Source organism: Aneurinibacillus thermoaerophilus (assembly GCF_900099925.1).
In the GTDB taxonomy this organism is placed as follows: Bacteria; Bacillota; Bacilli; order Aneurinibacillales; family Aneurinibacillaceae; genus Aneurinibacillus; species Aneurinibacillus thermoaerophilus.
In genome coordinates, this window is sequence record NZ_FNDE01000046.1 from 1 (window position 1) to 24226 (window position 24226).

At 43.1% G+C, this 24226-nt stretch carries 35 protein-coding genes; 32 read left to right on the forward strand and 3 right to left on the reverse strand.

The features are described from left to right. The first annotated feature begins 182 nt into the window (after positions 1-182). On the forward strand, positions 183-845 hold the full coding sequence (locus BLR88_RS16530; RefSeq protein WP_091261292.1) for a LuxR C-terminal-related transcriptional regulator: 663 nt from the start codon (positions 183-185) through the stop codon (positions 843-845). A 172-nt stretch (positions 846-1017) separates the two neighbouring features. Here BLR88_RS16530 and BLR88_RS16535 read toward each other — a convergent pair whose 3' ends face one another. Together BLR88_RS16535 and BLR88_RS16540 are read right to left on the reverse strand one after the other, a co-directional pair. Next, entirely contained in the window at positions 1018-1443 is a 426-nt protein-coding gene (locus tag BLR88_RS16535) for a type II toxin-antitoxin system HicB family antitoxin (protein ID WP_091261294.1), read from the reverse strand. 55 nt (positions 1444-1498) lie between these two features. Continuing rightward, positions 1499-1714, reverse strand: a complete 216-nt coding sequence (locus BLR88_RS16540; RefSeq protein ID WP_091261295.1) for a type II toxin-antitoxin system HicA family toxin — start codon at positions 1712-1714, stop codon at positions 1499-1501. Between the two features lie 206 nt (positions 1715-1920). Here BLR88_RS16540 and BLR88_RS16545 point away from each other — a divergent pair, with 206 nt between their 5' ends. From BLR88_RS16545 to BLR88_RS16675, 29 genes are all read left to right on the forward strand, one after another. After that, positions 1921-2421, forward strand: coding sequence for a terminase small subunit (locus BLR88_RS16545; protein ID WP_057898651.1), 501 nt, complete (start codon positions 1921-1923; stop codon positions 2419-2421). After that, on the forward strand, positions 2405-3661 hold the full coding sequence (locus BLR88_RS16550) for a PBSX family phage terminase large subunit (protein ID WP_057898652.1): 1257 nt from the start codon (positions 2405-2407) through the stop codon (positions 3659-3661). Before BLR88_RS16545 ends, BLR88_RS16550 begins: the two co-directional genes overlap by 17 nt. A 14-nt stretch (positions 3662-3675) precedes the next feature. Continuing rightward, positions 3676-5118 carry a phage portal protein gene (locus BLR88_RS16555; protein ID WP_057898653.1) on the forward strand — a complete coding sequence of 481 codons (1443 nt, stop codon included), beginning with the start codon at positions 3676-3678 and terminating at the stop codon, positions 5116-5118. Next, positions 5115-6497, forward strand: coding sequence for a minor capsid protein (locus BLR88_RS16560; RefSeq protein WP_057898654.1), 1383 nt, complete (start codon positions 5115-5117; stop codon positions 6495-6497). The genes BLR88_RS16555 and BLR88_RS16560 overlap by 4 nt, the downstream gene beginning before the upstream one ends. Then, positions 6490-6768 (forward strand): hypothetical protein, encoded by a 279-nt coding sequence (locus tag BLR88_RS16565; RefSeq protein ID WP_057898655.1) that lies wholly within the window; start codon positions 6490-6492, stop codon positions 6766-6768. Before BLR88_RS16560 ends, BLR88_RS16565 begins: the two co-directional genes overlap by 8 nt. A gap of 45 nt (positions 6769-6813) precedes the next feature. After that, positions 6814-7056 carry a hypothetical protein gene (locus BLR88_RS16570; RefSeq protein ID WP_057898656.1) on the forward strand — a complete coding sequence of 81 codons (243 nt, stop codon included), beginning with the start codon at positions 6814-6816 and terminating at the stop codon, positions 7054-7056. 85 nt (positions 7057-7141) lie between these two features. Continuing rightward, a complete protein-coding gene (locus BLR88_RS16575; RefSeq protein WP_057898657.1) occupies positions 7142-7735 on the forward strand; it encodes a phage scaffolding protein in 594 nt (197 codons plus the stop codon). A gap of 13 nt (positions 7736-7748) precedes the next feature. Further along, positions 7749-8708 carry a major capsid protein gene (locus tag BLR88_RS16580; protein WP_057898658.1) on the forward strand — a complete coding sequence of 320 codons (960 nt, stop codon included), beginning with the start codon at positions 7749-7751 and terminating at the stop codon, positions 8706-8708. Positions 8709-8721: 13 nt separating this feature from the next. Further along, positions 8722-8895: a hypothetical protein gene (locus tag BLR88_RS19730; RefSeq protein ID WP_156424027.1), complete on the forward strand. Its 174-nt coding sequence runs from the start codon at positions 8722-8724 to the stop codon at positions 8893-8895. A 43-nt stretch (positions 8896-8938) separates the two neighbouring features. Then, on the forward strand, positions 8939-9280 hold the full coding sequence (locus tag BLR88_RS16585) for a head-tail connector protein (RefSeq protein WP_091261297.1): 342 nt from the start codon (positions 8939-8941) through the stop codon (positions 9278-9280). Continuing rightward, positions 9277-9627 carry a hypothetical protein gene (locus tag BLR88_RS16590; protein WP_057898660.1) on the forward strand — a complete coding sequence of 117 codons (351 nt, stop codon included), beginning with the start codon at positions 9277-9279 and terminating at the stop codon, positions 9625-9627. Before BLR88_RS16585 ends, BLR88_RS16590 begins: the two co-directional genes overlap by 4 nt. Beyond that, on the forward strand, positions 9627-10049 hold the full coding sequence (locus BLR88_RS16595; protein WP_091261299.1) for an HK97 gp10 family phage protein: 423 nt from the start codon (positions 9627-9629) through the stop codon (positions 10047-10049). Before BLR88_RS16590 ends, BLR88_RS16595 begins: the two co-directional genes overlap by 1 nt. Beyond that, entirely contained in the window at positions 10046-10486 is a 441-nt protein-coding gene (locus BLR88_RS16600) for a phage tail terminator family protein (RefSeq protein WP_091261300.1), read from the forward strand. Before BLR88_RS16595 ends, BLR88_RS16600 begins: the two co-directional genes overlap by 4 nt. A 2-nt stretch (positions 10487-10488) precedes the next feature. Then, the gene (locus tag BLR88_RS16605; protein ID WP_091261302.1) at positions 10489-11544 is read left to right on the forward strand and encodes a phage tail sheath C-terminal domain-containing protein; all 1056 of its coding nucleotides are present in this window, start codon (positions 10489-10491) and stop codon (positions 11542-11544) included. A 13-nt stretch (positions 11545-11557) separates the two neighbouring features. Then, positions 11558-11986, forward strand: a complete 429-nt coding sequence (locus BLR88_RS16610) for a phage tail tube protein (protein WP_091261304.1) — start codon at positions 11558-11560, stop codon at positions 11984-11986. Between the two features lie 60 nt (positions 11987-12046). Continuing rightward, complete coding sequence (locus tag BLR88_RS16615) at positions 12047-12454, forward strand: hypothetical protein (RefSeq protein ID WP_057898665.1); 408 nt, start codon at positions 12047-12049, stop codon at positions 12452-12454. A gap of 155 nt (positions 12455-12609) precedes the next feature. After that, complete coding sequence (locus tag BLR88_RS16620; RefSeq protein ID WP_057898666.1) at positions 12610-14814, forward strand: phage tail tape measure protein; 2205 nt, start codon at positions 12610-12612, stop codon at positions 14812-14814. Between the two features lie 27 nt (positions 14815-14841). Next, complete coding sequence (locus BLR88_RS16625; RefSeq protein ID WP_091261306.1) at positions 14842-15354, forward strand: hypothetical protein; 513 nt, start codon at positions 14842-14844, stop codon at positions 15352-15354. Positions 15355-15407: 53 nt separating this feature from the next. Then, the gene (locus tag BLR88_RS16630; protein ID WP_091261308.1) at positions 15408-16241 is read left to right on the forward strand and encodes a D-Ala-D-Ala carboxypeptidase family metallohydrolase; all 834 of its coding nucleotides are present in this window, start codon (positions 15408-15410) and stop codon (positions 16239-16241) included. After that, the gene (locus BLR88_RS16635; protein ID WP_139185012.1) at positions 16226-17224 is read left to right on the forward strand and encodes an XkdQ/YqbQ family protein; all 999 of its coding nucleotides are present in this window, start codon (positions 16226-16228) and stop codon (positions 17222-17224) included. The genes BLR88_RS16630 and BLR88_RS16635 overlap by 16 nt, the downstream gene beginning before the upstream one ends. A gap of 13 nt (positions 17225-17237) precedes the next feature. Continuing rightward, positions 17238-17681, forward strand: a complete 444-nt coding sequence (locus BLR88_RS16640) for a DUF2577 family protein (RefSeq protein ID WP_091261312.1) — start codon at positions 17238-17240, stop codon at positions 17679-17681. Beyond that, the gene (locus BLR88_RS16645; protein ID WP_057898671.1) at positions 17678-18148 is read left to right on the forward strand and encodes a DUF2634 domain-containing protein; all 471 of its coding nucleotides are present in this window, start codon (positions 17678-17680) and stop codon (positions 18146-18148) included. Before BLR88_RS16640 ends, BLR88_RS16645 begins: the two co-directional genes overlap by 4 nt. Next, entirely contained in the window at positions 18141-19217 is a 1077-nt protein-coding gene (locus tag BLR88_RS16650) for a baseplate J/gp47 family protein (RefSeq protein WP_236782021.1), read from the forward strand. The genes BLR88_RS16645 and BLR88_RS16650 overlap by 8 nt, the downstream gene beginning before the upstream one ends. Positions 19218-19227: 10 nt before the next feature. Further along, positions 19228-19764, forward strand: coding sequence for a YmfQ family protein (locus tag BLR88_RS16655; protein ID WP_257721602.1), 537 nt, complete (start codon positions 19228-19230; stop codon positions 19762-19764). Then, positions 19757-20266, forward strand: coding sequence for a hypothetical protein (locus BLR88_RS16660; RefSeq protein ID WP_057898674.1), 510 nt, complete (start codon positions 19757-19759; stop codon positions 20264-20266). Before BLR88_RS16655 ends, BLR88_RS16660 begins: the two co-directional genes overlap by 8 nt. Next, entirely contained in the window at positions 20266-20979 is a 714-nt protein-coding gene (locus BLR88_RS16665) for a hypothetical protein (RefSeq protein WP_091261314.1), read from the forward strand. Before BLR88_RS16660 ends, BLR88_RS16665 begins: the two co-directional genes overlap by 1 nt. 13 nt (positions 20980-20992) lie before the next feature. Next, on the forward strand, positions 20993-21349 hold the full coding sequence (locus BLR88_RS16670; RefSeq protein ID WP_091261316.1) for a hypothetical protein: 357 nt from the start codon (positions 20993-20995) through the stop codon (positions 21347-21349). 1 nt (position 21350) lies between these two features. Next, positions 21351-21488 (forward strand): hypothetical protein, encoded by a 138-nt coding sequence (locus BLR88_RS19735; protein ID WP_156424016.1) that lies wholly within the window; start codon positions 21351-21353, stop codon positions 21486-21488. A 70-nt stretch (positions 21489-21558) separates the two neighbouring features. Beyond that, positions 21559-21810, forward strand: coding sequence for a phage holin family protein (locus BLR88_RS16675; RefSeq protein WP_091261318.1), 252 nt, complete (start codon positions 21559-21561; stop codon positions 21808-21810). A gap of 24 nt (positions 21811-21834) precedes the next feature. Here the strand turns inward: BLR88_RS16675 and BLR88_RS16680 are convergent, their stop codons facing one another. Beyond that, a complete protein-coding gene (locus tag BLR88_RS16680) occupies positions 21835-22536 on the reverse strand; it encodes a hypothetical protein (protein ID WP_091261320.1) in 702 nt (233 codons plus the stop codon). 1097 nt (positions 22537-23633) lie between these two features. On the opposite strand from BLR88_RS16680, the gene BLR88_RS16695 reads away from it, so the two are divergent. Further along, the gene (locus BLR88_RS16695; protein ID WP_139185013.1) at positions 23634-23840 is read left to right on the forward strand and encodes a hypothetical protein; all 207 of its coding nucleotides are present in this window, start codon (positions 23634-23636) and stop codon (positions 23838-23840) included. Positions 23841-24075: 235 nt separating this feature from the next. After that, positions 24076-24226: helix-turn-helix domain-containing protein (locus BLR88_RS16700; RefSeq protein ID WP_139185014.1), on the forward strand; the 151-nt coding region annotated here is incomplete at its 3' end.

A 24226-nucleotide genomic window follows, 5' to 3' on the forward strand; every position in this document is an offset into this window, starting at 1 on the left:
TTGCGGAAGGACAATGAAGAGCTTCAAAAGCTGGTTGATAAGTTTAGCGAAGCGAATCGTCGATTGAGAATAGCGGTCGCTAATCAGAAATAAAAAACACCCCTTGTCGGTCTGCCAACCGGCGAGGGGCTTCCCTGTTCTTGCCTACAAGAATATTTTACCATGAGCAGGGGGAATGGGTCATGAATCATCAACATTTTTTGGAGAATGTCTGCGCGAAGTGTCCGGGTTCACAATGGGGGAAAACAAGTATGTGCCGCATTCATGACATGCACATCGGAAAGGTGCAGAGTTGCCCCCAGTGGGATGAGTACCAGGCGGCACAGTTGAAGGAGCATGATGGACAATTAGCTTTTCTCGACTTGGAACCAGCATTGGAGGCTGTGCAGCGTGTGGAGCAGGACTTACGTGACTATCGCTGGATGGCAGAGAAGATTCAAACGCTACAAAAATGTGATGAGTATGAGAAGCAGTATCCGCGAGAGGTATGGGAGAATATTATTCATGCTGGTACGGCGCAATATGGTATTGAATCAATCCTTCCGAAAGCCCAAGGGGTTAATTCAGACGTGACGTATAGGGAAGCACAGAAGCTTTTACGGAACTGGGAACGCATGAAGCGATATGAGCGAAAGGTGAAGAAGTTAGAAGCTGCTGTGGCATCGTTACAGGACGAAAGAGAGCGTGCAGTGGCAGAAGGGATGATGGACGGTGAGAAGATGTATGAAATCGCGCAGCAGTTAGATGTGAGTCGTCAGACAGTCGATAAAATTAGACGGTCAATGATTCGAAATCTAGCGTGGATTATGTATGAAGATGAGATACGAGGAAGCCTGTCGGCATAGCGGCGGGCTTTTTGCTTTACATTTTAGACATTAGTTTACACTCTTGACGTTTTTTGCAGATGAAAAGCGTGGTGTGGTATGCTGGACGCAGGAAAGATAAGCGAAGGCCGTTCCAGGGGAGGGGCGGTCTTTTATTATTCGGAAGAATATTGCGAAGAAAAAAAGCGACCAATTAAGGCCGCTTTTCGTCGCTAATCCCTAAAGCTTCTTTGATGGATGTTTGAAGGAGTTGCGAAAAGTTTAACCCAGCTTCTTCGCCGGCATCTCGCAACCACTTCGGTAAGGTGCAGTTTTTTGTTACTGCTTTATTTGCTGCTTCATCTCGATAGGGCGGCATATAAATTTCAATAAATACAACACGATCGCTTGCATCTAATAGCTCGATATCTTCAGGATTCGATGGCTTAGGAACTTCAAGCCCTTGCTCTTCCATATCTAGTATGAGATTGGCCAGCATTTCTTTTGCTTGTTTGATTCCGTTGATTAAATCTGGCGCAAGAATTGCTGTTCCAGGAAGATCAGGAAAATACATGCCCAGTCCGCCATCTTCTGCTTTTTCTACAACAACTGGGTAAATGTAATGATTCTTATAAGCCATTTAAATCACGCTCCTTCATTTATTGGAGATAACGAAATTGGAGGGGAGTCAGGGGTTAGAATTTAACCCCTGAAGTCCTTTCTATGCTTCTAAGTGTTCCTTTTGGAATCACTTGACCGCTATGATGATAGCTGATATCAGCATATCTTGTAGGGTCGTCTTTATGTATGTATCTCTGGTGACTTCCTTTACCTTTGTGATTCGGGGATTTTATGAACCCTTCATCTTTCAGGGCTTGCAGGACTTTTCTTACTGTGATTTGTTTGCCCAATTTCGTTACCTCCTTTCTAATATTATTATAACACGCATTATTTATGCGTGTAAATAGAAAAATATAAAATTTATACGTGTTTTTTATGCGTGTGAAAGGAGAGAAATATCCCTGCAAGAAAGATATCTATATGAGATGGTAGAAGAATAGTCGCTCATCGAGCGGCTTTTTCTTTTACCCTAAAACGGAGGTGGGTGGTGATGTAGATGGCAAAGTTAAATGCGAAACAACGACGTTTTGTTGAAGAATATCTTATTGATTTAAACGCGACACAAGCGGCCATACGTGCTGGATACAGTGTTAAGACAGCTGAACAACAAGGATATCAACTCCTTCAGAAAACTTCAGTTTCAGAAGCAATTGCAAAGGCTATGGCTGAACGCTCAAAACGGACGAGTGTTTCCCAAGATCGCATTGTCGAGCAATTAGCCAAGATCGCTTTTGCTGACCTTAAGGATTATGTAGAGTGGGATAAAGAGAGTATTGCCTTGAAAGATAGTGATGAGGTTGATGGTTCTGTTATCCAGTCAATAACAGAAACCGTATTACCTAAAGGTGGCGTTAAGAAAGAAATCAAGTTAAATGACAAGCTAAAAGCCTTGGAGTTGCTTGGGAAGCATTTGGGCATGTTCAAAGATAATGTGAGCGTCAATGCTGATTTGAATATACAGTTCATCGACGATATAAGGGATGACGATGAAGATTAAGATGTCGGAAAAACTCCTGCCAGCCTTTTATGGCTTTTGGAGAGCATCAAGAAAAAACGAGCATCTTTACTACGTTTTGAAGGGTGGCCGGAACTCTTCTAAATCAACGCATATTAGCATTGACCTTATTTATGACATCATACGCTATCCGATCAACGCGCTATGTATTCGTAAAGTCGGAAATACGTTGCAGGAGAGCGTATTTGAACAACTATTGTGGGCGATTGAGCATGTAGGCGTTTCTCATTTGTTCCAGGTCAAATATAGCCCGTTAAAAATCACTTATATTCCACGCGGGAATTACATTATCTTTCGTGGGGCGGATAAGCCAGAAAAGATTAAGTCCATAAAATCATCGAAGTTCCCTATTGCTCGCCTATGGGTAGAAGAATTAGCGGAATTCAAGACAGAAGATGAAGTCTCTACTATCGTCAATTCTGTTGTCCGTGCAGAGTTGCCGAATGGACTGAAATATAAAATCTATTATTCGTACAACCCACCAAAAAGAAAACAAAACTGGGTGAATAAGAAGTTTGAAAGTCATTTTCTCCCTGACAACGTTTATGTTCATCATTCAACCTATTTGGACAATCCATACGTTTCAAAGGCATTCATTGAAGAGGCAGAAGAGGTCAAGCGGAAGAAACCGCAAAAATACGAATGGGAATACCTTGGAAAAGCCATAGGGAGTGGTGTTGTGCCATTTACGAATCTTGTATTCAGAGAAATACCGGATAAAGAGTTAAGGACATTTGATAACATCTACCAGGGCATTGACTGGGGATATGGGCCAGATCCATATGCTTTCGTGCGTATGCATTACGATAAGACGCGCCGAAAGCTTTATTTTTTAGATGAACATTATGGCCCTAAGATTAGCAATCGGGAAGCTGCGGAATGGATACTTAAAAAACAGTATCACGATGTTATGACGATAGCTGACAGTGCAGAGCCGAAGAGTATATCCGAGCTCAAAAGCTACGGTATACGCATTAAAGGCGCAAAGAAAGGACCGGGAAGCGTGGAGTTTGGTGAGAAGTGGTTGGATGACTTGGAAGAGATCGTGATCGATCCCAAACGCACGCCGAACGTAGCGAAAGAGTTTGAGAATATTGACTATCAAGTTGATGCAGACGGTAACCAGAAACCACGGCTGGAGGATAAGGACAACCACACAATCGATGCTACCCGATATGGCACAGAGCCGCTAAGACGGAACGGCATCGGCGTACTGACGTAAGGAGGTGAAGATTTATGTACCCGAATATCCCGACATTTGAGCAACAGATCAGCGCAAAAATGGCTGCTGAAACAACGAATACAAACGCAAAAATACTGAAAGACCTAATTAGTTCGCATAACACCATCGAGATGATGAAGGGTGTTCGATATTACTTCAACGAGAACGACATTAAAAGCCGCAAACACTATTTCTGGCGTGACGGTCAAAAGGTAGAGGATCAGACGAAACCGAATAACAAGATTCCGCACGGTTGGCACAAGTTGCTCGTAGATCAAAAGGTATCATACATCGTTGGTAAGCCAGTGACGTTCACCGGACCAGATAGCTTTGTGAAGAAGGTTAATGAGGTGCTGACAGAGGACTTCCACGATTACATGGTTGAGCTTGGGCTTGGCGCTTCCAACAAAGGTTTGGAATGGCTACATCCGTATATTGACGAGGAAGGCAATTTTGACATGATTGTCGTTCCTGCCGAGCAGGTAATCCCGATCTATGATACGAGCAAGCAGAAGAACTTGGAGGCTGTCATTCGCTATTATCCGATGTCTGTGAATGGTCAGGATGCGATTCGGGCTGAATGGTGGACGAAACAGGATGTAACGTATTACATCGCGATTGGCACAGGTGACTATGAACCTGATACCACCGAACCTGTAAACCCTGCGCCGCACTTTACTTATGGTGATGTGGGCTATGGATGGGGCGAGGTTCCGTTTATCGAATTCGCCAACAATCAATTCAAGGTATCGGACCTTACGTTTTATAAGGAGCTCATCGACGATTATGATCGTCGAGTAAGCGACAACTCAAACAACCTAGAAGAGTTGCAGGCGCTGATTTATGTGCTGAAAGGATACGAAGGACAGTCACTTTCCGAGTTCATGGAGAATCTACGTTATTACAAGGCTATAAGCCTTGATGCAGACCCGGGAGCAGGCGTGGATACATTGAGTGCCGAGTTGCCTATTCAGTCCGTAAATAGCCACCTAGACCGTCTGAGAGAGAGTATCTTTACCTTTGGTCAGGGTGTGGACGTTTCGACAGACAAATTCGGCAGTGCTCCTTCTGGGGTTGCTTTAAAATTCCTGTTCTCACTATTAGATTTGAAGGCTAGTATGCTTGAACGTAAATTCCGCAAAGGGCTTGAGTGGGTGATATGGTTTGTAGCTGAATATTTAAGCATAAAGGGTGAGGGGCAATTCAATTACAAGGATATCAAGTTTACGTTCAACAAAAACATTCTGATGAATGATCTGGAAGCCTCTCAGATTGCCCAAAACAGCACTGGCATCATTTCTGAAAGGACGATTCTTGCTAATCATCCGTGGGTTACAAATCCGGAAGAGGAAGAAAAGCGCAAGAAAGAAGAGCGAGAAGAGAAGATGACGCAGATGCAGGACCCATACCCGCTTCCTAATGATCAGAGTGGAGGTACAGGAGCTGGTTCAGCATGAGCGAAGAGAAAGTAACCCTGCCATCGCCTGAATACTGGGCTAAGCGCATGGAAGAAATCACCGAAGCCGATATGACGCGCACAGCCGAAGTCGAAAAGAAAATAGCTAAGGCGTACCAAAAGGCGCAGCGTGAGATTATCAAGCAAATCGAAGCTTTTGTTGCTCGGTATGCCAGCGAAAACGGCATGACGTATCAGCAGGCGATTGTGTATCTCAATAGAGACGAGTTTCGCCAGTGGCGTATGAACATCGAAGAATTTGTGGAGCGCATCGAAAAGACAGGGGACCAACTCCTGCTACTCGAACTGAACACTCTGTCAGCACGTTCGCGTATCACACGCCTGGAACAACTGCTCATGCAGATTAACGTGCAGCTTGCCGAACTGAAACAAGAGCAGGAGGAAGTGCTTGAGGAACATTTCATTGAGAGTGCAGCCGAAACGTACTATCAGACAACGTTTGCTGTACAACAAGGAATCGGAATGGCTACTACAGTGGCCGTTTTGGACACGCAGGCAATCCAAATGATTCTGACAATGCCATGGTCAGGAGCCAACTATTCCGAGCGTATATGGAAGGACAGGCAACGTCTGACACAGGTGTTGGAAGAAGAGTTGGTACAGCACTTTATCCAAGCCAAGGACATTCGGCAGACCTCAAAGGCCGTTGCTGAGCGCATGGAAGCCAGCTATGCCAATGCAGTACGCCTTGTACGCACAGAAAGCTCGTATGTGGTAAATCAGGCGACCATGAAGGCATACGAAAACACAGGTTTCATAGAGGAGTATGAGTTTTTAGCAACGCTGGATCGCAAGACTTCAAAGGTATGCCAGCAGCAGGATGGCAAGAGGTACAAGCTTTCGGATGCTGTAGTGGGCGTAAATTATCCGCCGTTGCATCCTCACTGTAGAAGTACGACAGTACCGGTTGTAACTGGCAGCAAGGTAAGTGAGCGACTTGCTAGGGATGCGAAGGGAAATGCCATTAAAGTTCCTGCAACGATGGATTATAAGGAATGGTATAATAAGGTTATAGATGGCAATACCTTAAAGTTAGCAGACCCATCTCGATACTCAAAAGAATACACAAAAAAGCTTTATGATACTTTTGACTATTTTAAAGAACATGGTCATATTTTTAAAGAACATGCGCTTAATAGGGTGCTTGGACAGAAGAAGGGTAAAGATAAGAGAAGTTTTACCAAGGAAGACGTCTTAGATGTATTGAAAAACGGGAAAAAATACTTCCAAGAAGAAGGGGATAAAACAGTCTTCTTCAAAGATGGAATTGCTGTTGTTAGAGCGAATGATACGAATGAAATTGTAAGTATCGTAACAAGGCCGAATCCTAAGAAAGAATGGAGGGAGATAGATGAATGAGGAAATGAAAAAGCTAATCCAGAAATATTTGAATAACGAAATAGACATTGAATCATTTTCGTATGATTTCCCTTCATTGGTTTATGATTGGAAACATGATGATGTTCCTGAAGAAATTGTTGATGCAGTTGGTGATATATCCGAAGCGTGTTGCAACTATGAGCCTAATGATGACATAAGAGCAGAAGATGAAATGTATTTAAACGAAAAACAAGTAAGAAAAATAACCGAAGAAAAGTACAATTTGATATTAAATTTAGGGAAAAAGTAGCGCTCAGATGAGTGCTTTTTTATTGCCTAAAAGGAGTTGATAGCAATGTCTAAAAAAGGACAATTCGATGTTGTAGTCGGAATGAAAACAGGGCACTTAGTCCACCAACTCGAAGTTATTGCTGCTGGATTGCAAGATGTAGCTGCAAAACTACGGGAAATCCCAGAAAAGTATTGTGAAGAGTGTGGAGGCGATTTGATAGAGATGGAGCGCTCAGAGTTTGTCGCAATAAAGTCTTGCAAGAAATGCGGAGAGAAATTTTGCATTCAGCATAATGCAGTTCAGTAACAAACAATTCTGCCCTGCCATACGGCATAAAACTGGGCGAATACCTACGTGGGCGTTCCACGTTAAAAACGTATAGGAGGTAATTATGAAAGAGTTACTTGAGAAACTAGCAAAAGGCGAAATCACGGTTGATGAGGTGTTAGCTGCTATAGACAACGACAAGAAAGATTATGTTCCTCGTTCTCGTCTCAACGAAAAAAACGAGGAGATTAAGCAGTTACAGAGCCAAATCAAAGAGCGTGACGAACAGGTTGAGCAACTGAAAAAGGCTGTGAAAGGCAACGAAAAGCTTGAACAGACGATTGCTGATCTTCAGAAGCAAAATGAAGAGTGGGAATCAAAGTACAAACAGTCGCAGATCGACACAGCTATTAAACTGGCTGCGAAAGATGCGAAGGACCCGGCAGACGTGCTAGCGTTCGTAAACAGGGAAGGCCTTGAACTGAATGAAGATGGTACCGTCAAAGGTTTAGATGAAGCGCTGAAAGGATTGCGTGAATCTAAACCTTATTTATTTGAGTCGCCAGGATTGAGTGGGCGCACGCCGGTTACAACAACAGAATCCAAACAAACGGTTGTGAATCCATGGAAGAAAGAGACGTTCAACCTGACTGAGCAAGGGAGACTCTTGCGAGAAAACCCTGAGCTCGCAAAACAATTACAGGAATCAGCTAATTAGGAGGTAGATGTACATGACTACACGTATTGCAGACGTAATTATTCCAGAGGTTTTTAATCCGTATGTTGTTAATCGCACAACTCAACTGTCGGCACTTTATCAGTCCGGTATTGTTGCTACGAGTCCAGAGTTTGATTCGCTGGCAAGCCAAGCAACTCAAACGATTCACTTGCCATTCTGGAACGATTTAGACGGTGTTTCCGAGGTGCTTTCTGACACAAACCCGTTAGTGCCGGGTAAAATCACATCCGGCCAAGACGAGGCTGTTATCTTCCGACGTGGTCGTGCGTGGGCATCCAATGACCTTGCTGGTGCATTAGCTGGCAGTGACCCGGCAAAAGCCATCGGTGATTTGGTAGCATCTTATTGGTCGCGTGAAATGCAGCGCATTACAATGTTGATGCTGAAAGGCGTATTCTCCTCTCCAAGCATGGAAAATAACGTACACGACATTTCCGCGCAAACCGGAGATGCAGCGAACTTTACCGGAACAACGTTCATTGATGCGGTACAAAAGCTCGGCGATGCGAAGGAAAAGCTGACGGCCATAGTCATGCACTCTGCAACAGAAGCTTCACTTGCCAAACAGAACCTGATTCAGAACGTACAACCAGCTGACGGTTCTCCGAGTGTCAAAACATACATGGGTAAGCGTGTCATTGTGGATGATGCCTGCCCGGTTGAGAACGGCATATACACGTCTTACATTTTCGGTGAGGGTGCAATTGCGTTAGGAAATGGTAGTCCGGTACGATTTGTGCCGACAGAAACAGACCGTGACAGCTTGGTTGGTGATGATTATCTCATCAACCGTAAGACGTTCATCCTGCATATTCGTGGTGTAGCTTTCACGAAAAACACAATGGCGGGATCTTCTCCTTCTGATAGTGAAATCGCACTGGCTGCAAACTGGAATCGTGTGTACGATCCAAAGAAAATCCGAGTAGTGCAATTCAAGCACAAACTTGCGTAAGGGGTGAATGTGCATGGGAATGGCTGCTTTTAACCGGATGCGCCGTTTAAAGGCCGAGCAAGAGGCTCAAAAGCTGCCTGATGAATATACGGCGGAATTACATGAAGGTGATTTAACTCTTTCGAAGAAAGAAGCAGAAGAAATAGTGCGTAAGACAAGGAAGAAAAAAGAAGATGGGGAGAAATAGGGAGCGCAACGGGCGCTCTCTTCTCATTTGAGGAGGGAAGGAAATGGACAGATTGGCCACCGTAAAGATGCTGGCTGACATTCCGGAGGAAGACACAACATACGACGCTAAACTGAACTACTGGATTTCGGCCACTGAACAGGAAATGCTGGCCTACACGAACCGGACAGAGTTTCCTCCTGGTCTTGAATCGGCACTGATTGACCATGTTGTCATGCTGTACAAGAAGAACACAGCGCCAGACGCACAGAATGCCCCTGTGAAGAGCATTACCGAGGGTAATACTACTATCACCTATGGTGAACAGAAATTGCCCGGATACAGTCTTATAACAGGCGACATGACCCGATTGCTGAATCGTTTCCGGGTGGTGCGCTTTCGATGACTCCAGCAGATATCTTAGCAACTCGATACACCCACAGCATGGACATATGGGGCTGGGTGGAGTACGAGAAGCCGAATGGGGAAACAGTCAACGAAGAGCGTCAGAAAGCCGTGGCGGTGCCTTGTAGGCTGTCTGTGAGTGTGGCAAGGAATGCGAATCAGACGGATGGAGCAAACGAGATTTTATATGACAGTCTGATTTTCTGTCGGCCAGAAGTGGATGTACGTGCCGGAGATACGCTTACTGTGACGCTAGAAAACGGCCTACAGCGGACTTTTACAGCCGGGGAACCCATATACTACCCTTCGCACTGGGAAATCCCTGTGACGCGAAAGGAGAAGGCTTGATGGGCTTTGAATTGGAAGGACTGGATATCTTTGAGCGCATGCTTTTGCAGCGTGTCATAAGAGAAATGCCGGATAAGGTCGAGCGTAAGCTGACGGAGTTGGCTTATCGGTACCTGGCCGATGTGAAGCGTTTGACACCGGTTGCCGAGAATACACCAACACGCAAAGGTGGTACCCTGCGGGATAGTATCAGGGTTGACGGAGTTAAGCGAGTAGGCGATGAGTTTGTAGTGGTTATAGGCAGTAACGTTCACTATGCGCCTCATATCGAATACGGCCACCGGATTAAGAATAAGGCTGGCGAGTATGTCGGCTTTGTACAGGGCTTCCACATGTTTGAGATTCCACTGAAGCAAATGGAAGAGTGGATAGACCAGGACATCAAACAATGGCTACAGGACATCGTGGAGGGGCGTGTATGAGGCTATCAGAGTTGTTTGACGCTGTTCTCTTAAAACTGAAAAACGACTTCCCAGCGGTGAAAAATCGATACGGGGAAGAAGTTAAGCAGGGGATGAAGTTTCCTGCTTTTTTTGTGTACCTTTTACCTATCGTCGACTCGAACGAAACGGAACACCGACGTTATCAGCGTGTAACAGTCAAGATCGTATACATGACGGAAAAGCACACCAACGAAGAATATCGGAACATGACGGATGACCTGAACGATGCTTTCAAGCTGAATTTCCCGGTCGGAAATCGTGTGCTGAGCATCTTCGACAAGACAACTCAAACGATAGGTGACGCGCTGCATTTCTCGTTTGATGTGAGTGCATACAGTCTAGTATTCCAGGACGACTACTTTACGCAGTACGACATGATGGGCGAGTTACACATTAATTTGGAGAAGGAGGGATAATCGTGGGACTGCCTAAAATTGAGATTCTTTTTAAGACACTGGCAGCCAGTGCGATTACACGTTCTGCGCGTGGTATTGTGGCTCTTATTCTGCGTGATGCAGCCACGCAAATGAAAATATATAAGGGCATTGAAGAAGTGAAAGATGCCGATTTCAGCGCGACCAATATCAAGCACATTAAGGAGGCATTCTACGGTACGCCATCCAAGGTAATTGCGGTGCCGATCACAGCGGAAGCGCCTGTATCCGATGCACTGACAGTGCTGAAAGGCATGTACTGGAACTATCTTGCGATGCCGGAGGCTGATACTACGGATGTTTCCGATATTGTCGCCTTCATCAAAGGGCAACGCACGTTGAAAAAGAAAATCTTCAAAGCAGTGGTGCCGAATGCGTCCGGTCCCGATCATGAGGGTATCATCAACTTCACAACGACCGGCATCAAGATGAAGGACGGCAGCGAAAAGACAACAGAAGAGTTCTGCGTGCGCCTGGCATCTGTATTCGCTGGCTTGCCATTTACACGCTCGGCAACATACTACGTATTCCCGGATGTTGCTTCTATTGACGAAATCGACGATCCGGACGAAGCGATTGATAATGGTGAGCTGATCTTGGTCAACGATGGCAAGAAGGTGAAAATTGGCCGGGCAGTTAACTCGCTTGTCACGTTCACAGCGGAGAAATCGAAGTCGTTCAGTAAAATCCGGCTTGTAGAGATCATGGATATGATTCTCGAAGATATCCGAATGACGTTTGAGGATGAATACGTCGGCAAGTACCCGAACAGCTTCCAGAACAAGTTGATGTTCGTAACAGCCATCAACGCTTATTTCCAACAGCTTGTGATCGAGAATGTCCTAGAACGTGAAGCTGAGAATAAGGCACGCATTGATGTGGCAGCTCAAAAGCTGTACTTAGAGTCAATCGGTAAGGATACCAGCGAGATGAATGAGGGACAGATTTTGCGGGCTAACACAGGCAGTAATGTGTATCTAGCAGGTAGCGTTTCTGCACTGGACGCTATGGAAGATTTGAAGTTTGTAATCGGATTGTAAGGAGGTGTAAACATTGAGTAGCAGAGAGGAAAAAGTGTTTGTCGGTTCGGATGCCAAGGCTTATTTTGATGGCGAAGAGATGTTTTATGTGCAGAAGTTCGAGGCAAAAATTTCAGTAAAACGCGAGAACTTCGATGTCGTAGGTGAATGGGACGAGTTCTCTAAAGCAGTCGGTTGGAGCGGTAAAGGAAATATTGAAGTATTGAAAACAGATGGATTCGTCTATAAGCGGTTTATTGAGCAATTGAAGCAACGAAAAGACCCGACATTTACGATTATCGGGGAGGCGAAGAATCCAGAGACCGGCTTACAACAAACTGTCATTATTTCCGAGTGCAAAATTGACGGTGATTTGGATTTGTTGACTTTTGAACCTAAAAAACTTATGACAGATAAACTTGACTTCCTGTTCCGTCCGTCGCAAGTAGAATGGGAAGAGTAATACAAGCAGGCATCGCGCCTGCTTTCTCTTATTCATAAGCTATGAAATGGAGTGATTGATATGGCAACAGTAAAAATTCAGGATATCATTGCGAAGAAACAAGGCACATTACAGGAAAAGACGGCGACCGTGTACGTTCCGTCGCTGGATGGAGAAATCGTAATTAAAACACCGAGCAGAGATGATTTACAAGAGTACGACGAAGTGCTTGTATATCAATTTTCACGAACACGCGATCCTGAAGTGTTGAAAAAAATAACGGAGAAAATTGTGTTGCGCAATGTAGTTGAGCCAAACTTGAAAGACCCAGAATTGATTGAAGCCGTGGGATGTAAAACAAAGCCGGATGCTGTTGTGCAAGAATTATTTGATCCAAGTGAGGTTGTGGAAATTTGTGCAATCATGATGAATTTGGCTGGAAGGAAAAGAGGAGAATCAGTGCGATTGGTGGATGAAATAAAAAACTAATTCAGGAGGACGAAGTGTTCCTCCTTTATCATCATTATATTCAAAAAGGATGGAAGATAGCTGAAATTGATGCTCTATCCTACTTTGAGAAGGAACTGCTCATGGCGAGTATGATAGAAGAAAGAAAGCGCATGATTAAAGTGGGGTTATTATAGATGGCTGACTTCGTGATAAATACACAATTAACATTACGTGATAATTTAACAAGCCCTTTGCGTAATATCGTTCGAGCTTTACAAGAACTAACTAAAGGAGCAGACAACGCTAGCGATGCTATTGATTACATTAATATAGCAGCCGATTCTCTTGATAGTATAGAGACAGCAAGTGCACGTAATGAGATGAGGAAATTAGAAGATACAGCCGACCAAGTGAGTAATACAATTCAAGATATCGCCGATCCAAAAGTTGACGCTTCACAAGCGAAGCAAGAACTAAAAGAAGCAGAACAGCAAGCTCGCTCGTTACGAGATACATTAAATGGCTTAGTTGGTTTTAACATCGGCGATACGTTAGGACAAGACCTGATATCGTTTGGTCAGATGGATCGGGAGTTTCAGGCGGCACTTAATGTGACTGAAGCACAGGCAAAACAATTAACTGATATAACTAAAGATGTTTGGGCAAATATACAAGGTGCTACGAAGGAGGAAGTTTTTGAAGTTGTTCGTGTCACACAAGAATATTTTCATCTTCAAGGTGAAGAGGCAAAAAAGTACGCTATGGATGTAGCGAATTTAAACAAAACAGGTGTTGATAATCTAACTGAGTTAAATTCAGCAGTACGTGCATTGGATGATAAGTTTGCGGATATTAATGGTCCGCAGCAAGCACTGAATATGTTGATTGAAGCAAGACAAAAGATGCCGGTTGAGATGTTCAACGAAATGCTTGATCAGATAGACGAATATAGCACAAACTTTGCAAAAGCAGGTATATCAGGAAATAACTTCTTGGGAGCAATGATAGAAGGTGGACAAAAAGGGCACCATGTCATGGATCGTCTTGGTGACGCGATTTCTAATGAACTCATTGCAAACATCAAAAAAGGCGATAAAGGTGTTATGAATGCACTTGATTATTTGTGGAGTATACAAACGAAAAAAGGATTTGACTCCGAAATGATAGAAAAACTCCATGATAAATCAGGTGATTGGGAAAAAGCGCTTAAAGAAGGCGGAAAAGCCGCGAAGCAGGCACAAAAAGAAATGGAGAAATTCGGAATAGATCGTAAAGCACTAAAAGAATATGATGAGTTAACCAAAAAATCAGAAGCATGGCGCGAAGCAATAGTTAAAGGTGGCAAAGACGGGGAAAAAGCCATTAGTGAAATTCTTAGCACTCTTACAAATTTGGATGATGAAACAGCAAAAGCTGAAATAGGAGCCGGTTTAATGGCAACTCTTTTCGAGGAACAAGGCGAAGCGATGCTCCCTATACTTGAAAAAATGTTAAATGGATATGATCAACTTGGAGAAAAAATTCAACCGCTTGAGCAAAGAAACGAAGGCTTTCTAAATAAACTGAAAACAAAATGGAAAGAAGTTATAGGCGATATTGATAGTGGCACAAATGGAATCGTTAGCGGATTAGGCGAAATGGTTGGCGCAGCCCTACCGGCAATTGGTGCTTTTGTAGGTGCTGGCGGATTAGGAAAAATCATGTCTTCATTGAAGAACATTGGTGGTTATATCAAAAATCTAGGCCCATGGATCGGTCGATTGGCAGGGCCTTGGGGGCTAATAATTTCCGCAGTCGTTGCAGTAGGATTCGCTGTCTATGAAAACTGGGACAAAATCAAAGAAAAGACTGCTGAGTTATGGAAGAAGATCACCGATGCGTGGGATAAACTTAAAACTAATACATCAACTACTTTCGAAAAGATAAAAACATCCATTGTGGACGCATGGGATAATGCTAAGAAGAAAGCTAAAAAGTTCCTTGATCCGATTATAAAGTTGATTGAAAAAATATCCGAGAAATGGGAGAACTTCAAAAAATCAATTGAAAATTTTAAGCTTCCAGAATTTAAGTTGCCTGATTGGATAAGTGGTGGAGGGGAAGAAAAATCATCAGAGAGCAAAGATAGTGGGGACTTACCTTTTCTCGGTTGGTTCTCAAAAGGTCTTGATTATGTTCCGGAGGATGGGATAGCTGTAATCCATAAAGGAGAACGTATTCTGACAGCAGAAGAAAACAGGGAATACTCGCGTGGCATTGTAACAACAAACAATGTGTCAAATACGACTACAACGACAAAACAAGCGAGCGTTGTTGTTCATTACCATGCTGTTGCAGGTGGAGACAGCGAGTTCCAGCGCTTCATGACACGTTTTCAATCAGCGATGCAGAATATATGATAAAATGTGGTAAAAAGGAGGGGGAATATGAAAAATACTAGAAGAAAAATAGCATTTGTTGTTTTGAGTATTTTTTTATTTTTGATAGGTTGTGGTGAAGATAACAAAAAGCATCAAGCGCAAGTTTTAGCTTTTGAACAAGAGTTGATGAAGGCTGTGAAACAAGCGGATGAGACGGCTACCGAGTTCTCTGTTATAGCTGACAATATTAAAAACCAAAAGATCAGCAAAGAAGAAGCTGTTAATCGCCTAAAAAACTTAAAAAAAGACATGAGTCGTATTACAGATAAAATGTATGCTACAAAGGTCGACGACACCTTGCCTTCTGATATCAAAGAAAAATTAAACGATATTAAAGATAGGACCGCATATGCGTACTTCCAAAAGGCTAAGGTAGCAGGACATTTAGCTACGTATTTAGAGAGCAAGGATCAACAAGAATTGCGTTTTATAGATCAAAATTTTAAGAACTTCAAAGAAGAGATGGAACCTATTAAGAAAGGTCTAAAAGAAGTTAAACAAGCTGTTGGTATAAAGTGAGATTTTGAAGGGATAGCATGACTGCTATCCTCTTTTAGTTTGGAGGTGAAACATTGGAGAATCCGATTTCAATATTCTTGTCTATCAATAACGGTGAGAAGACCATGCAGCTTCCGGTCCTGCCGAGTGAACTGGAAATCCCACAGGCGACAATGGCAAACGAGACTTTTCAGACGGTGAACGGAGAGATACGGCTGATTGGTACGCGAACACTTCGCAAAATTACATTGACAGCCTTTTTTCCAGACAATCCATATTCGTTTGATAAAACTGGTTTGGCTGGCTTTGAAGCATGGGGAGGTACCGGGCAAGCCGCCCGAAAGCACGTAGAAGAGTTGAAGCGCTGGATTGAGCGCCGGGTTCCAATTCGATTGCGGGTTCCGTACTACGACATCAACATGGCTGTAACAATTGATTCTTTCACCCCAAAAGTAAAAGACGGTAGCAGAGACATCTATTATACGTTAGAAATGACCGAGTTCGTGTTTCCGCAGTTGAAGGTGCAGAAAGCCACCGGGCGCGTGAAACCAACCGTCCCTAAATTTGAAAAGTATGTGCCTCCACCAAAAGATGACAGCAAAAGCAAAGCATCTTCAAACAAATCAAGACCAGGCAAAGGGTATGACTCGCCCCAGGCAAAAGCTGTGCGCGACAAAGTGAAGAAACTCGGTTTACGTATCAGCTCGGCCGGTCGGTCGGCGCGGCATAATGCTGAAGTGGGAGGCGCGAAGAATTCGGCACATCTGACAAATGAAGCCTATGACGTTGTGGGTAACTCGAAAAAGCTGGACGAGCTGGCGGCATGGGGGCGTGCGAATGGATATTACGTGCTCTGGCGAACGAAAGGGCATTATGACCATGTCCACATTGATTGGAAGAAGAGGTGATCGGCGTGCCGCATCAGCTATTCTTGACGAACAACGGCAAACGAACTGAACTCACACCAATTGTCGGGCAGATAACCTGGTCAGATTCGCTCGAAGAACTCGGCCAGAAGCTGGACTTCGTTCTTCCATCTACGGCCAGCACGCCGTACATGCCGCGCTTTGACATGCGGGTAGGCGACATCGTCACGATGACCAACAACGGTAAAATCATCTTTATGGGCTATATTTTCGAAATCACATATACCGAAAAGACGAGGACCGTAACTTGCTACGATCCTCTTTTTTATTTGAACAAAAGTAAAACGACGGTGCAGTTTCGCGGTAATAAGACGGCGACAGCGTGCATCAAGGAATTGCTGGCACCGTTTAAGATACCGACACAGCACATCGCCGACATGAAGACAAAAATTAAGAAAATATACAACGAACAGACGTACAGCGAGATCCTGCGCGACATTCTCTACCAGGCAAAGCGAGAAATTGGCGAGGACTATCGTTTTCAGATGGAAAATGGAAAGCTGCTAATTGACCGGCAGTACGCTTTTTTGATTAACACATCGCTTGAATTATTCACCGGCAGTGGCAAGTTTGACTTACTTGAATTCATCAGCAATCCACAGCGCCGGGTATCCATTACAGAGCTTCGAAACAGCATTGTTATCACGAAGGACGACCAGGTATATACGCATATTGCTGACACCGGAAGTATTGGAAAATACGGCTTGCTGCAAGAGACAATTTCTTTTGACGGAAACACGCTTGCTGATGCAAAGCGTCAAGCGCTGTCGGCGTTACGGGAGTTGAATCGAGTGAATGAAGAATCAAGTTTTGATTTGCTCGGTCACGATTATGTGCGTTCCGGTCGGGTGCTACAGGTGAATGAGCCGAAGACAGGCATCATCGGTCAGTTTATCATTACAAGCACAAATCATACATTGGCGAACGGTATTCACAAGATGAACATTACACTCAAGCGGTATTGAGAGAGGTGAAAATATGCAAGGAATGACACCTGAACGGTTCGCTACATGGATGGCTGGACAGCTACGGCAGCGGGATAATCCAGTTTTCATTGGTGTTCAAATTGGTATAGTCTCCAAGCCGTTTCCAGACATTGAAATTAAGCTGGGCGAGGCGATTGTGCTGGACAAAAGCCAGTTAATCTTTGGGCGTGATGTATTGCGGCATAAGCGAACTATAAACATAAAGTCATCTACGACATCACTTTCACTTAGCAAAGATGAGGGTGCGACATCGCAAGAGTTAAGCGGCGCATATAAACATGCACATGATATTTCCGTCTCAAATGGTCAGTTTTCAATATCTGAATCAGAAATTGAGTTTGTTGACGAACTTAGACCTGGTGATGAGGTCATTCTTTTGCCAGCACAGGACCAGCAACTATATTATGTACTCGATAAGGCGGTGAGACTTGAATGATACCTGAAATGCCGAATCCGGATGATTTTTTGCAAGAGGTCGAGCAGGAGCAGCAATTGGACATTGATTTAGGAGTCGGATTCCTGTTCGACTACGAAAAAGGAGAGTTTGTCATTCGGAATGGACGCCTGGTTGAACTGACGGATATTGAGGCTGTAAAGATGTGGATTATTCATATCTTACGAACTGAGAAGTATCAATACGAGATCTATGCGAATTATCCGGATACCCCGGAATATGAATACGGCACACTGACGGAGTTTTGTATTGGTCGGGTACTGACTGATGATATGCGCGTACAACTACAGGAGAATATCGAAGCTTCAGCCACCCGGCATCCCAGGGTGGCTTTTTTATCAGAATGGAAGTTTGAGAAAGATGAGGACAAATTGACAGTCTATTTCCGTGTGAATTTGGTGGACGGTCAATCGTTTGAAATGGGGGTGCCGCTCGGTGGAAATGGATGATTTGGTGTTGATTCCGGATTTTGAAGTCGAAGAGATTGACGATATTCACAATCGGATGCTGAGCAATATCAACGATCGATACGACAAGACAGAAGGAAATATCCCATTTGATGTTACAAGAGCAACTGCAATCGACATACAAAAAGAGCAGATTGCAACACAAAACATGTATTATAACGGCTTCCTCAATGCATCGATGGATCTTCTCTACATGAAATTATGGGCAAGAAGAGTCGGTGTAGACTGGAAGCCAGCGGTAGAGTCACAGAATCTCGTAACATTCAAAGGCGCGGACGGCGTACTCATCCCTGCTGGTACTGTTCTTCAATTCATTGAAGATGATGTCCTTGAGTTCGTTTCGCTAGAAGATGGAACGATAACAGACGGCCAGGTTGATATTCTTGTTAAATGCTCTGTCGGAGGAGTAGTCGGGAATATACCTGCAAACTCACTCCAATTAGCGGAGCGAATCGAAGGCATTACTAGTATTGAGCATACAGCATTCACAAACGGAGTGGATGAAGAATCAAAAGAATCGCTGCTAAAACGGACGCTTGAGAAGGCAAGAAATCCGGGTATTTCCGGTAATGCTGCACACTACCGGCAGTGGGCCATGTCGAGGGTAGGAGTGGCAGACGCGAAGGTGTATCCGGTATGGGATGGGAATAACAGCGTGAAAGTCGTTCTGCTTGATGAGAATGGGAAGGCACCAGCACAAAATATTATCGATGATGTAGCGCAGTACATCGAAACAGTGAAGCCAGCCGGTCCAATTATTACGGTAGTCGGCGTGACAGAGGTTGCGATTGATATTTCTGCGAAAGTTGTGCCGACCTCGTACTCTGATGTGGATACAATCAAGCAACAGTTTATTCCGGCGGCAGCCGATTACCTTAAACAACTTTCTTTTAAGGACCCGTTGGTGCGCTGGACGCGCATCGCTAACATTCTAGGTGACATTCCGGATGTTATCGATTATTCTGACCTGACTATTAACAGTGGTACGGCAAATATCGAGATTCCGGATGGTTCAGTTGCGGTGCTTGGGACGGTGAACTTCTATGAGTAGAAAAGAGCAAATGCTTGCTCGAATGCCACCTCGATATCATAAAGATCCATTGACGAATGAAATCAAGAATGCTGAGGCTATCGAGCTAGATCGGATTGCAGCAAAGCGTCAGGATGTGTTTGCGCAGTTTGACCCCGAGACGGCCACCTGGGGCATTGCGAACTGGGAGAAAATCTTCGGCATCCCTATTGACGAGAATAAGCCGCTGCAGGAGCGTCGGGAACTGGTAATTGCGAAAATGCGATTCTCTGAGACGGTAACAGTAGCCACTATTAAGAACGTTGCCTCTGCTTGGCTTGGTGGAGAAGTAGATGTTGAAGAGGATTATCAAAACTTCGCAATCATCGTCACGTTTATCGGAAAAATCGGTGTACCAAAGAACTTGGATGACATCAAGAAAACATTACGTGAATTAATACCAGCACACTTAGGGATAACGTACAAATTCAGATATTTACTTATCAGGGAGATACACAACGTACTGACATTGAATGAGATGGAGACGTTAACTTTAGATAAATTTGCAGGGGGTGAAATCATTGGCTAGTAACACACCTAATCTTGGTCTTTATATGAAAGACCCTGTTACAGACGGAAATCACACGTTTAACATCGAAACCATGCTCAATGAAAACTGGCGTAAGATCGATGAAAAAGTTGTACTGAAGGAAGAAGGCAAGGGTCTTTCTACTAATGACTATACAGATGCGGATAAACAAAAGCTTGCTAATATGCAAGAAGGGTCAATTAATCAGGATACGGCAGATGCTCGATATTTACAGGCTGGCTCTACAAATCAAGATGTTACTTTTTCTAAATCAATTATCCAGCAGACAGATACGCGGTCTGTCTTTTTAACTTACACAAATGGAGACTTAACAAAAGTAGAAGAAAAAGATGGAACAACTGTCGTAAAAACTACTGATCTTACTTATTCTAGCGGAAAGCTAACACAAGTCGTGGAAACAGTCGGGGGTAAGACGATTACACAGACGCTTAATTATGATGAAAGCGGCAATTTACAATCAGTAACAAGGAGCGTGGTTTAATGGATGCAGTAACGCTTAGTCAGGTACTTGAGCAATTAAAAAGAACCGGCAAGAATACGGATGCTGCTGGTAACACTACATTGTTTGCCTACTTAAAACAAATTAATGATTACGTGGACACACTAGAAACAAAAGTAGCTGATTTAAAGTATCATTTAGGTAATATAACTGATTTAGCAAATAGAAATGGCTCTCTGCAATCTAAAGTTGTCGATATCCGCAATGTACTGGATACATCAGTTGCAAAATGGCCAACAACAAAAAGGTTACATGTTAACCCGGCAGATACGGCAGGGGTTTGGCAATGGCTATTTGATTCTGGAGTTGGTACAAAAGGGAAATTACAAACGTTTAGATTCCTTTTATCATCATTTAAAAGCTCAGACCGTATCGATTTTCAAATATGGGTGGATGGTTATTTAATTTCTCATGTTAAGCTATCAGGAGATAGCAACTATCCGAATGCGATTGGTTTCTCAACACCGGAAATCTTAACTATAGCAGCTGGATATGACACAGGTGGTGGCGGCGGTTATGCATTTCATCATTATGGTGGACTACATGGAGGCCTTGAAAGCTTTTCATATGCTAGTGGTACTTTCCATCCTAATATACTCCTGCATTTACCGTGGAATAATCGAATCGAAATAAAGTATCTCATTACAGGCAGTATTAGCTTTGAAGAAGCTATAATTGTTTACGAGCAGGCATAAAGGAGGTCAATCTATGCGATATTACAGAATAGCATTGATTGAGGGGAAACCAGATGTAAGTTTTATGAAGATCAACCGTATTGTTTATGATGGAGAAACAGCGGTTGTATCTACTAACGAAGAGTTAGAAAGATTCGAAAGTGAATTAACACAAGCAGAATGGGAAAGTTTTTTAGCTGAGAGAATACCCTCAAAAACGGATGAGCCGGAAATGAGGAAGCCCGAGCCTCAAGAAGCTGCAACTGACGCGATAATAGCAGGTATTGCCGAAATGTATGCACAACAAACCCAAGTGATGAACACGCTTATGGCAGGAATGGCAGATTTATATGCACAAATAGAAGCTTTGAAAAATGGAGGGACAGTATAATATGGAATACATTTACGCTTATCGAATTTACTACGGAAAAATGACGATTGAACAAGTGCCAGCGTGCAAAAAAGAAGCTACAATTGCAGTTTTACAGAACGAATATGGTTATACAGTCGAACAGCAAACAACAACATAACAAACGTCTTTTCCAATAAAGGAAGAGGCGTTTTTATTTTTTCCCCGGAAAGGGGATGAGGAGGATGTAGATGAGACAGGAAACAGATACATTTTATACTTTTGTAGTTGGGGGCGGCGCAGCGAGCGCTGCCTTTTTACTTGGAGGATTTGACCGTTTAGTAGTTGCCCTTGCTATTTGTATGGCAGCAGACTATCTATCTGGCGTTTTAGTCGGGTTTTTTAGAGAAAAAAAGATAAGCTCAGAACGAGCATTTCACGGACTGCTTAAAAAAGGGGCCCCAAAGTCACTTTTGGGACACCCTCCTATTTTATCTAGCTAAGAAAATGTGACAAAAACTATCCTCTTAGCTATTAGGTAAATCTATATGTTGCGGACTAGTTGTCCAAGATTGACCCATCGGCTGCTTGTGGGCGTAATCGTAATACATACGTATTGTCGAATACTGATACCAGTTCGTGGTCATAAAACCTTTTTCGTATAAATCATATGTGTAATAAGCTGATGGTATTCTGCTAGTAACTACATATGACGTCAAAACCGCTGCCGCTTTAGCCGTAATTCCAACGCCCGGAATAAGAGTTGCTAGTGACGCTGCTAGTGCAGCAGCATCTTTAGCTTCTTGTGTATGACCAGATAATGTATCAACATACGTATAACCACTCATAGGTGGTGCGGCATATGTTGTTGATTGCGTAGATTGTCCGCTTGTACTAGCATTTTGTCTTGCTTTTTCCTCATCAAATTCAAAACTGAAATCGGGTTGAACTTTACCATCAATTCTTACTGTTCCATCTTCGCCATTAAAAATAACGTTATGGATTTCATCGTTCTTTTTATAAGCAATCTCACGAATCTTTCCTTCTTGCTTTTGATCTGCGATTTGATAGCTTGAAAATAACTGTTCAAGTGTTATATCAGATTGTGCTACCGAAACAGATTGTTCCACTGCACTAGTCTCGTTGGATGCAAATGAGATTGAAGGAGTTAATGCGCTTACTGATAAAGCAAGTGCAACTGTAGAAAGTAATACTTTTCCTTTTTTCATAATATTCTCCCCTATTTAGTCTCTAAATTTGATTTAACCACCCTACTTCCTATTTTTCTTACTAAAGAAACCGTTATAAATCCTAAATAGGATTACCGATCCTACAAAGATAACCGCGAACCAAAACGTATTAGCAGACACACCCATTCTATACATCCAAACTATACAGAAAATATAGAGTAGGGTAGTGGCCACAATGTCTACTAATAATTTTCTTCTCATATTCATAGGATATATACCCCCGATTCCAAAAGTAGCAAAATAAGTATATTTATAGTAAATAATTTACTTAATTTACTTATTTTAACAATAATTTATATATAATGTAAATAGTTCATTTTACTTTTTTGTTATTTATGCATAAATTACCATTTTGTTTTGTTATAACAATTTCCAAAAACAAAAACATTAGTAATAAACTAGATGTAAAGTTGTACAGCTCAGCAGCATAACTATGCCCTCCTATCAAAACGGTAGAAGGGCTTTATTTTTGGGTATAGATGATATGATATATCATGATAAATAACATTAAATACTCCAACGGAACCATGTAGGCAAACACAATATTAATGGTCATGGTTACTGCCATTATCATCGATACAGCGAACATCTAGATACTCTACTCGTTTGTTAATAGCATTCCCACCTACTTCCCCGTTTTCATCGGGTTCATTAGGGTACCGGGAAGAGCTTCTTTCCGGGAAAGATGGTATCCAATCACATGACAAATTCCGATGCTTTCTCTTAGCAAATCTCTTCTGCCGGGAACCAAGGCGGAATACAGCCGGGAAATCAGTGCTCGGTCTACAACAAACCATAAGGTTTTCCGTACCGTTGAAAGGAGATTGGACGGAACAAATACCGGGTAAAGTGGTTTTTCGTGTGCCATTCAGCAGATCAGATAATTACGACAACGAATACCCTAGACATATCACCGGTTATAAGGCGAACTAGACTAGTGAGTTTTCCTGGTTAGCTCCCCCCTTTTTTCCCGTATGACAATACAAAGGGATTCTATACACCTTCAGGAAAAATGACAAGCCATTAATGCGATACGACTACTGGCCGGAAAAACATGCTCGGCCTTTATTGCCGATATGGTTCCCCCTCCCCCGGAAGTTAAGGATAGAAGTGAAGTATGGCAACGGTGTGCGGAACGGTATGGACGGCATTGGAAAGAAGTGCGTGACTCTATTCAAAACAAACGTTCTCTTTATCAACAAAAAGATTTTGAATGGATAACCAAACGATGGAAGCTGCACAAGCAGAAAAAGAAGCAAGAAAATCAGCGAAGGATAAAATAAACAAGTAATCATAGATACCTACCCTACTCCATAAAAATGTAAAAGAACAAAAGAACGGAAGGACAGGTGATGTTATATAGCTACCGATTAAGGGTTTAACAAACGGTTATTTGGCAATACTGGCTCCTATCATCACAATGATAAGGAGCGGATTATGTTATGAAAAAATCACTGATTACAAACACTCACGGATTTACGAGTGAAGCGTTACGAAAGGAAGAGCGTGTGATTTTTGATGCTTTTTTTTCGGCAGCGTGTGACGGCTGTTCGGCTGATTCTTGAAGGTTTTTCTACGGTAAAAGCTGCAGAAGTACTGGGCATTTGTCGCCAGTCTGTCTCTACGTATGTCAAGATGTTTAATCGAGGTGGGATAGCTGAACTTCTTC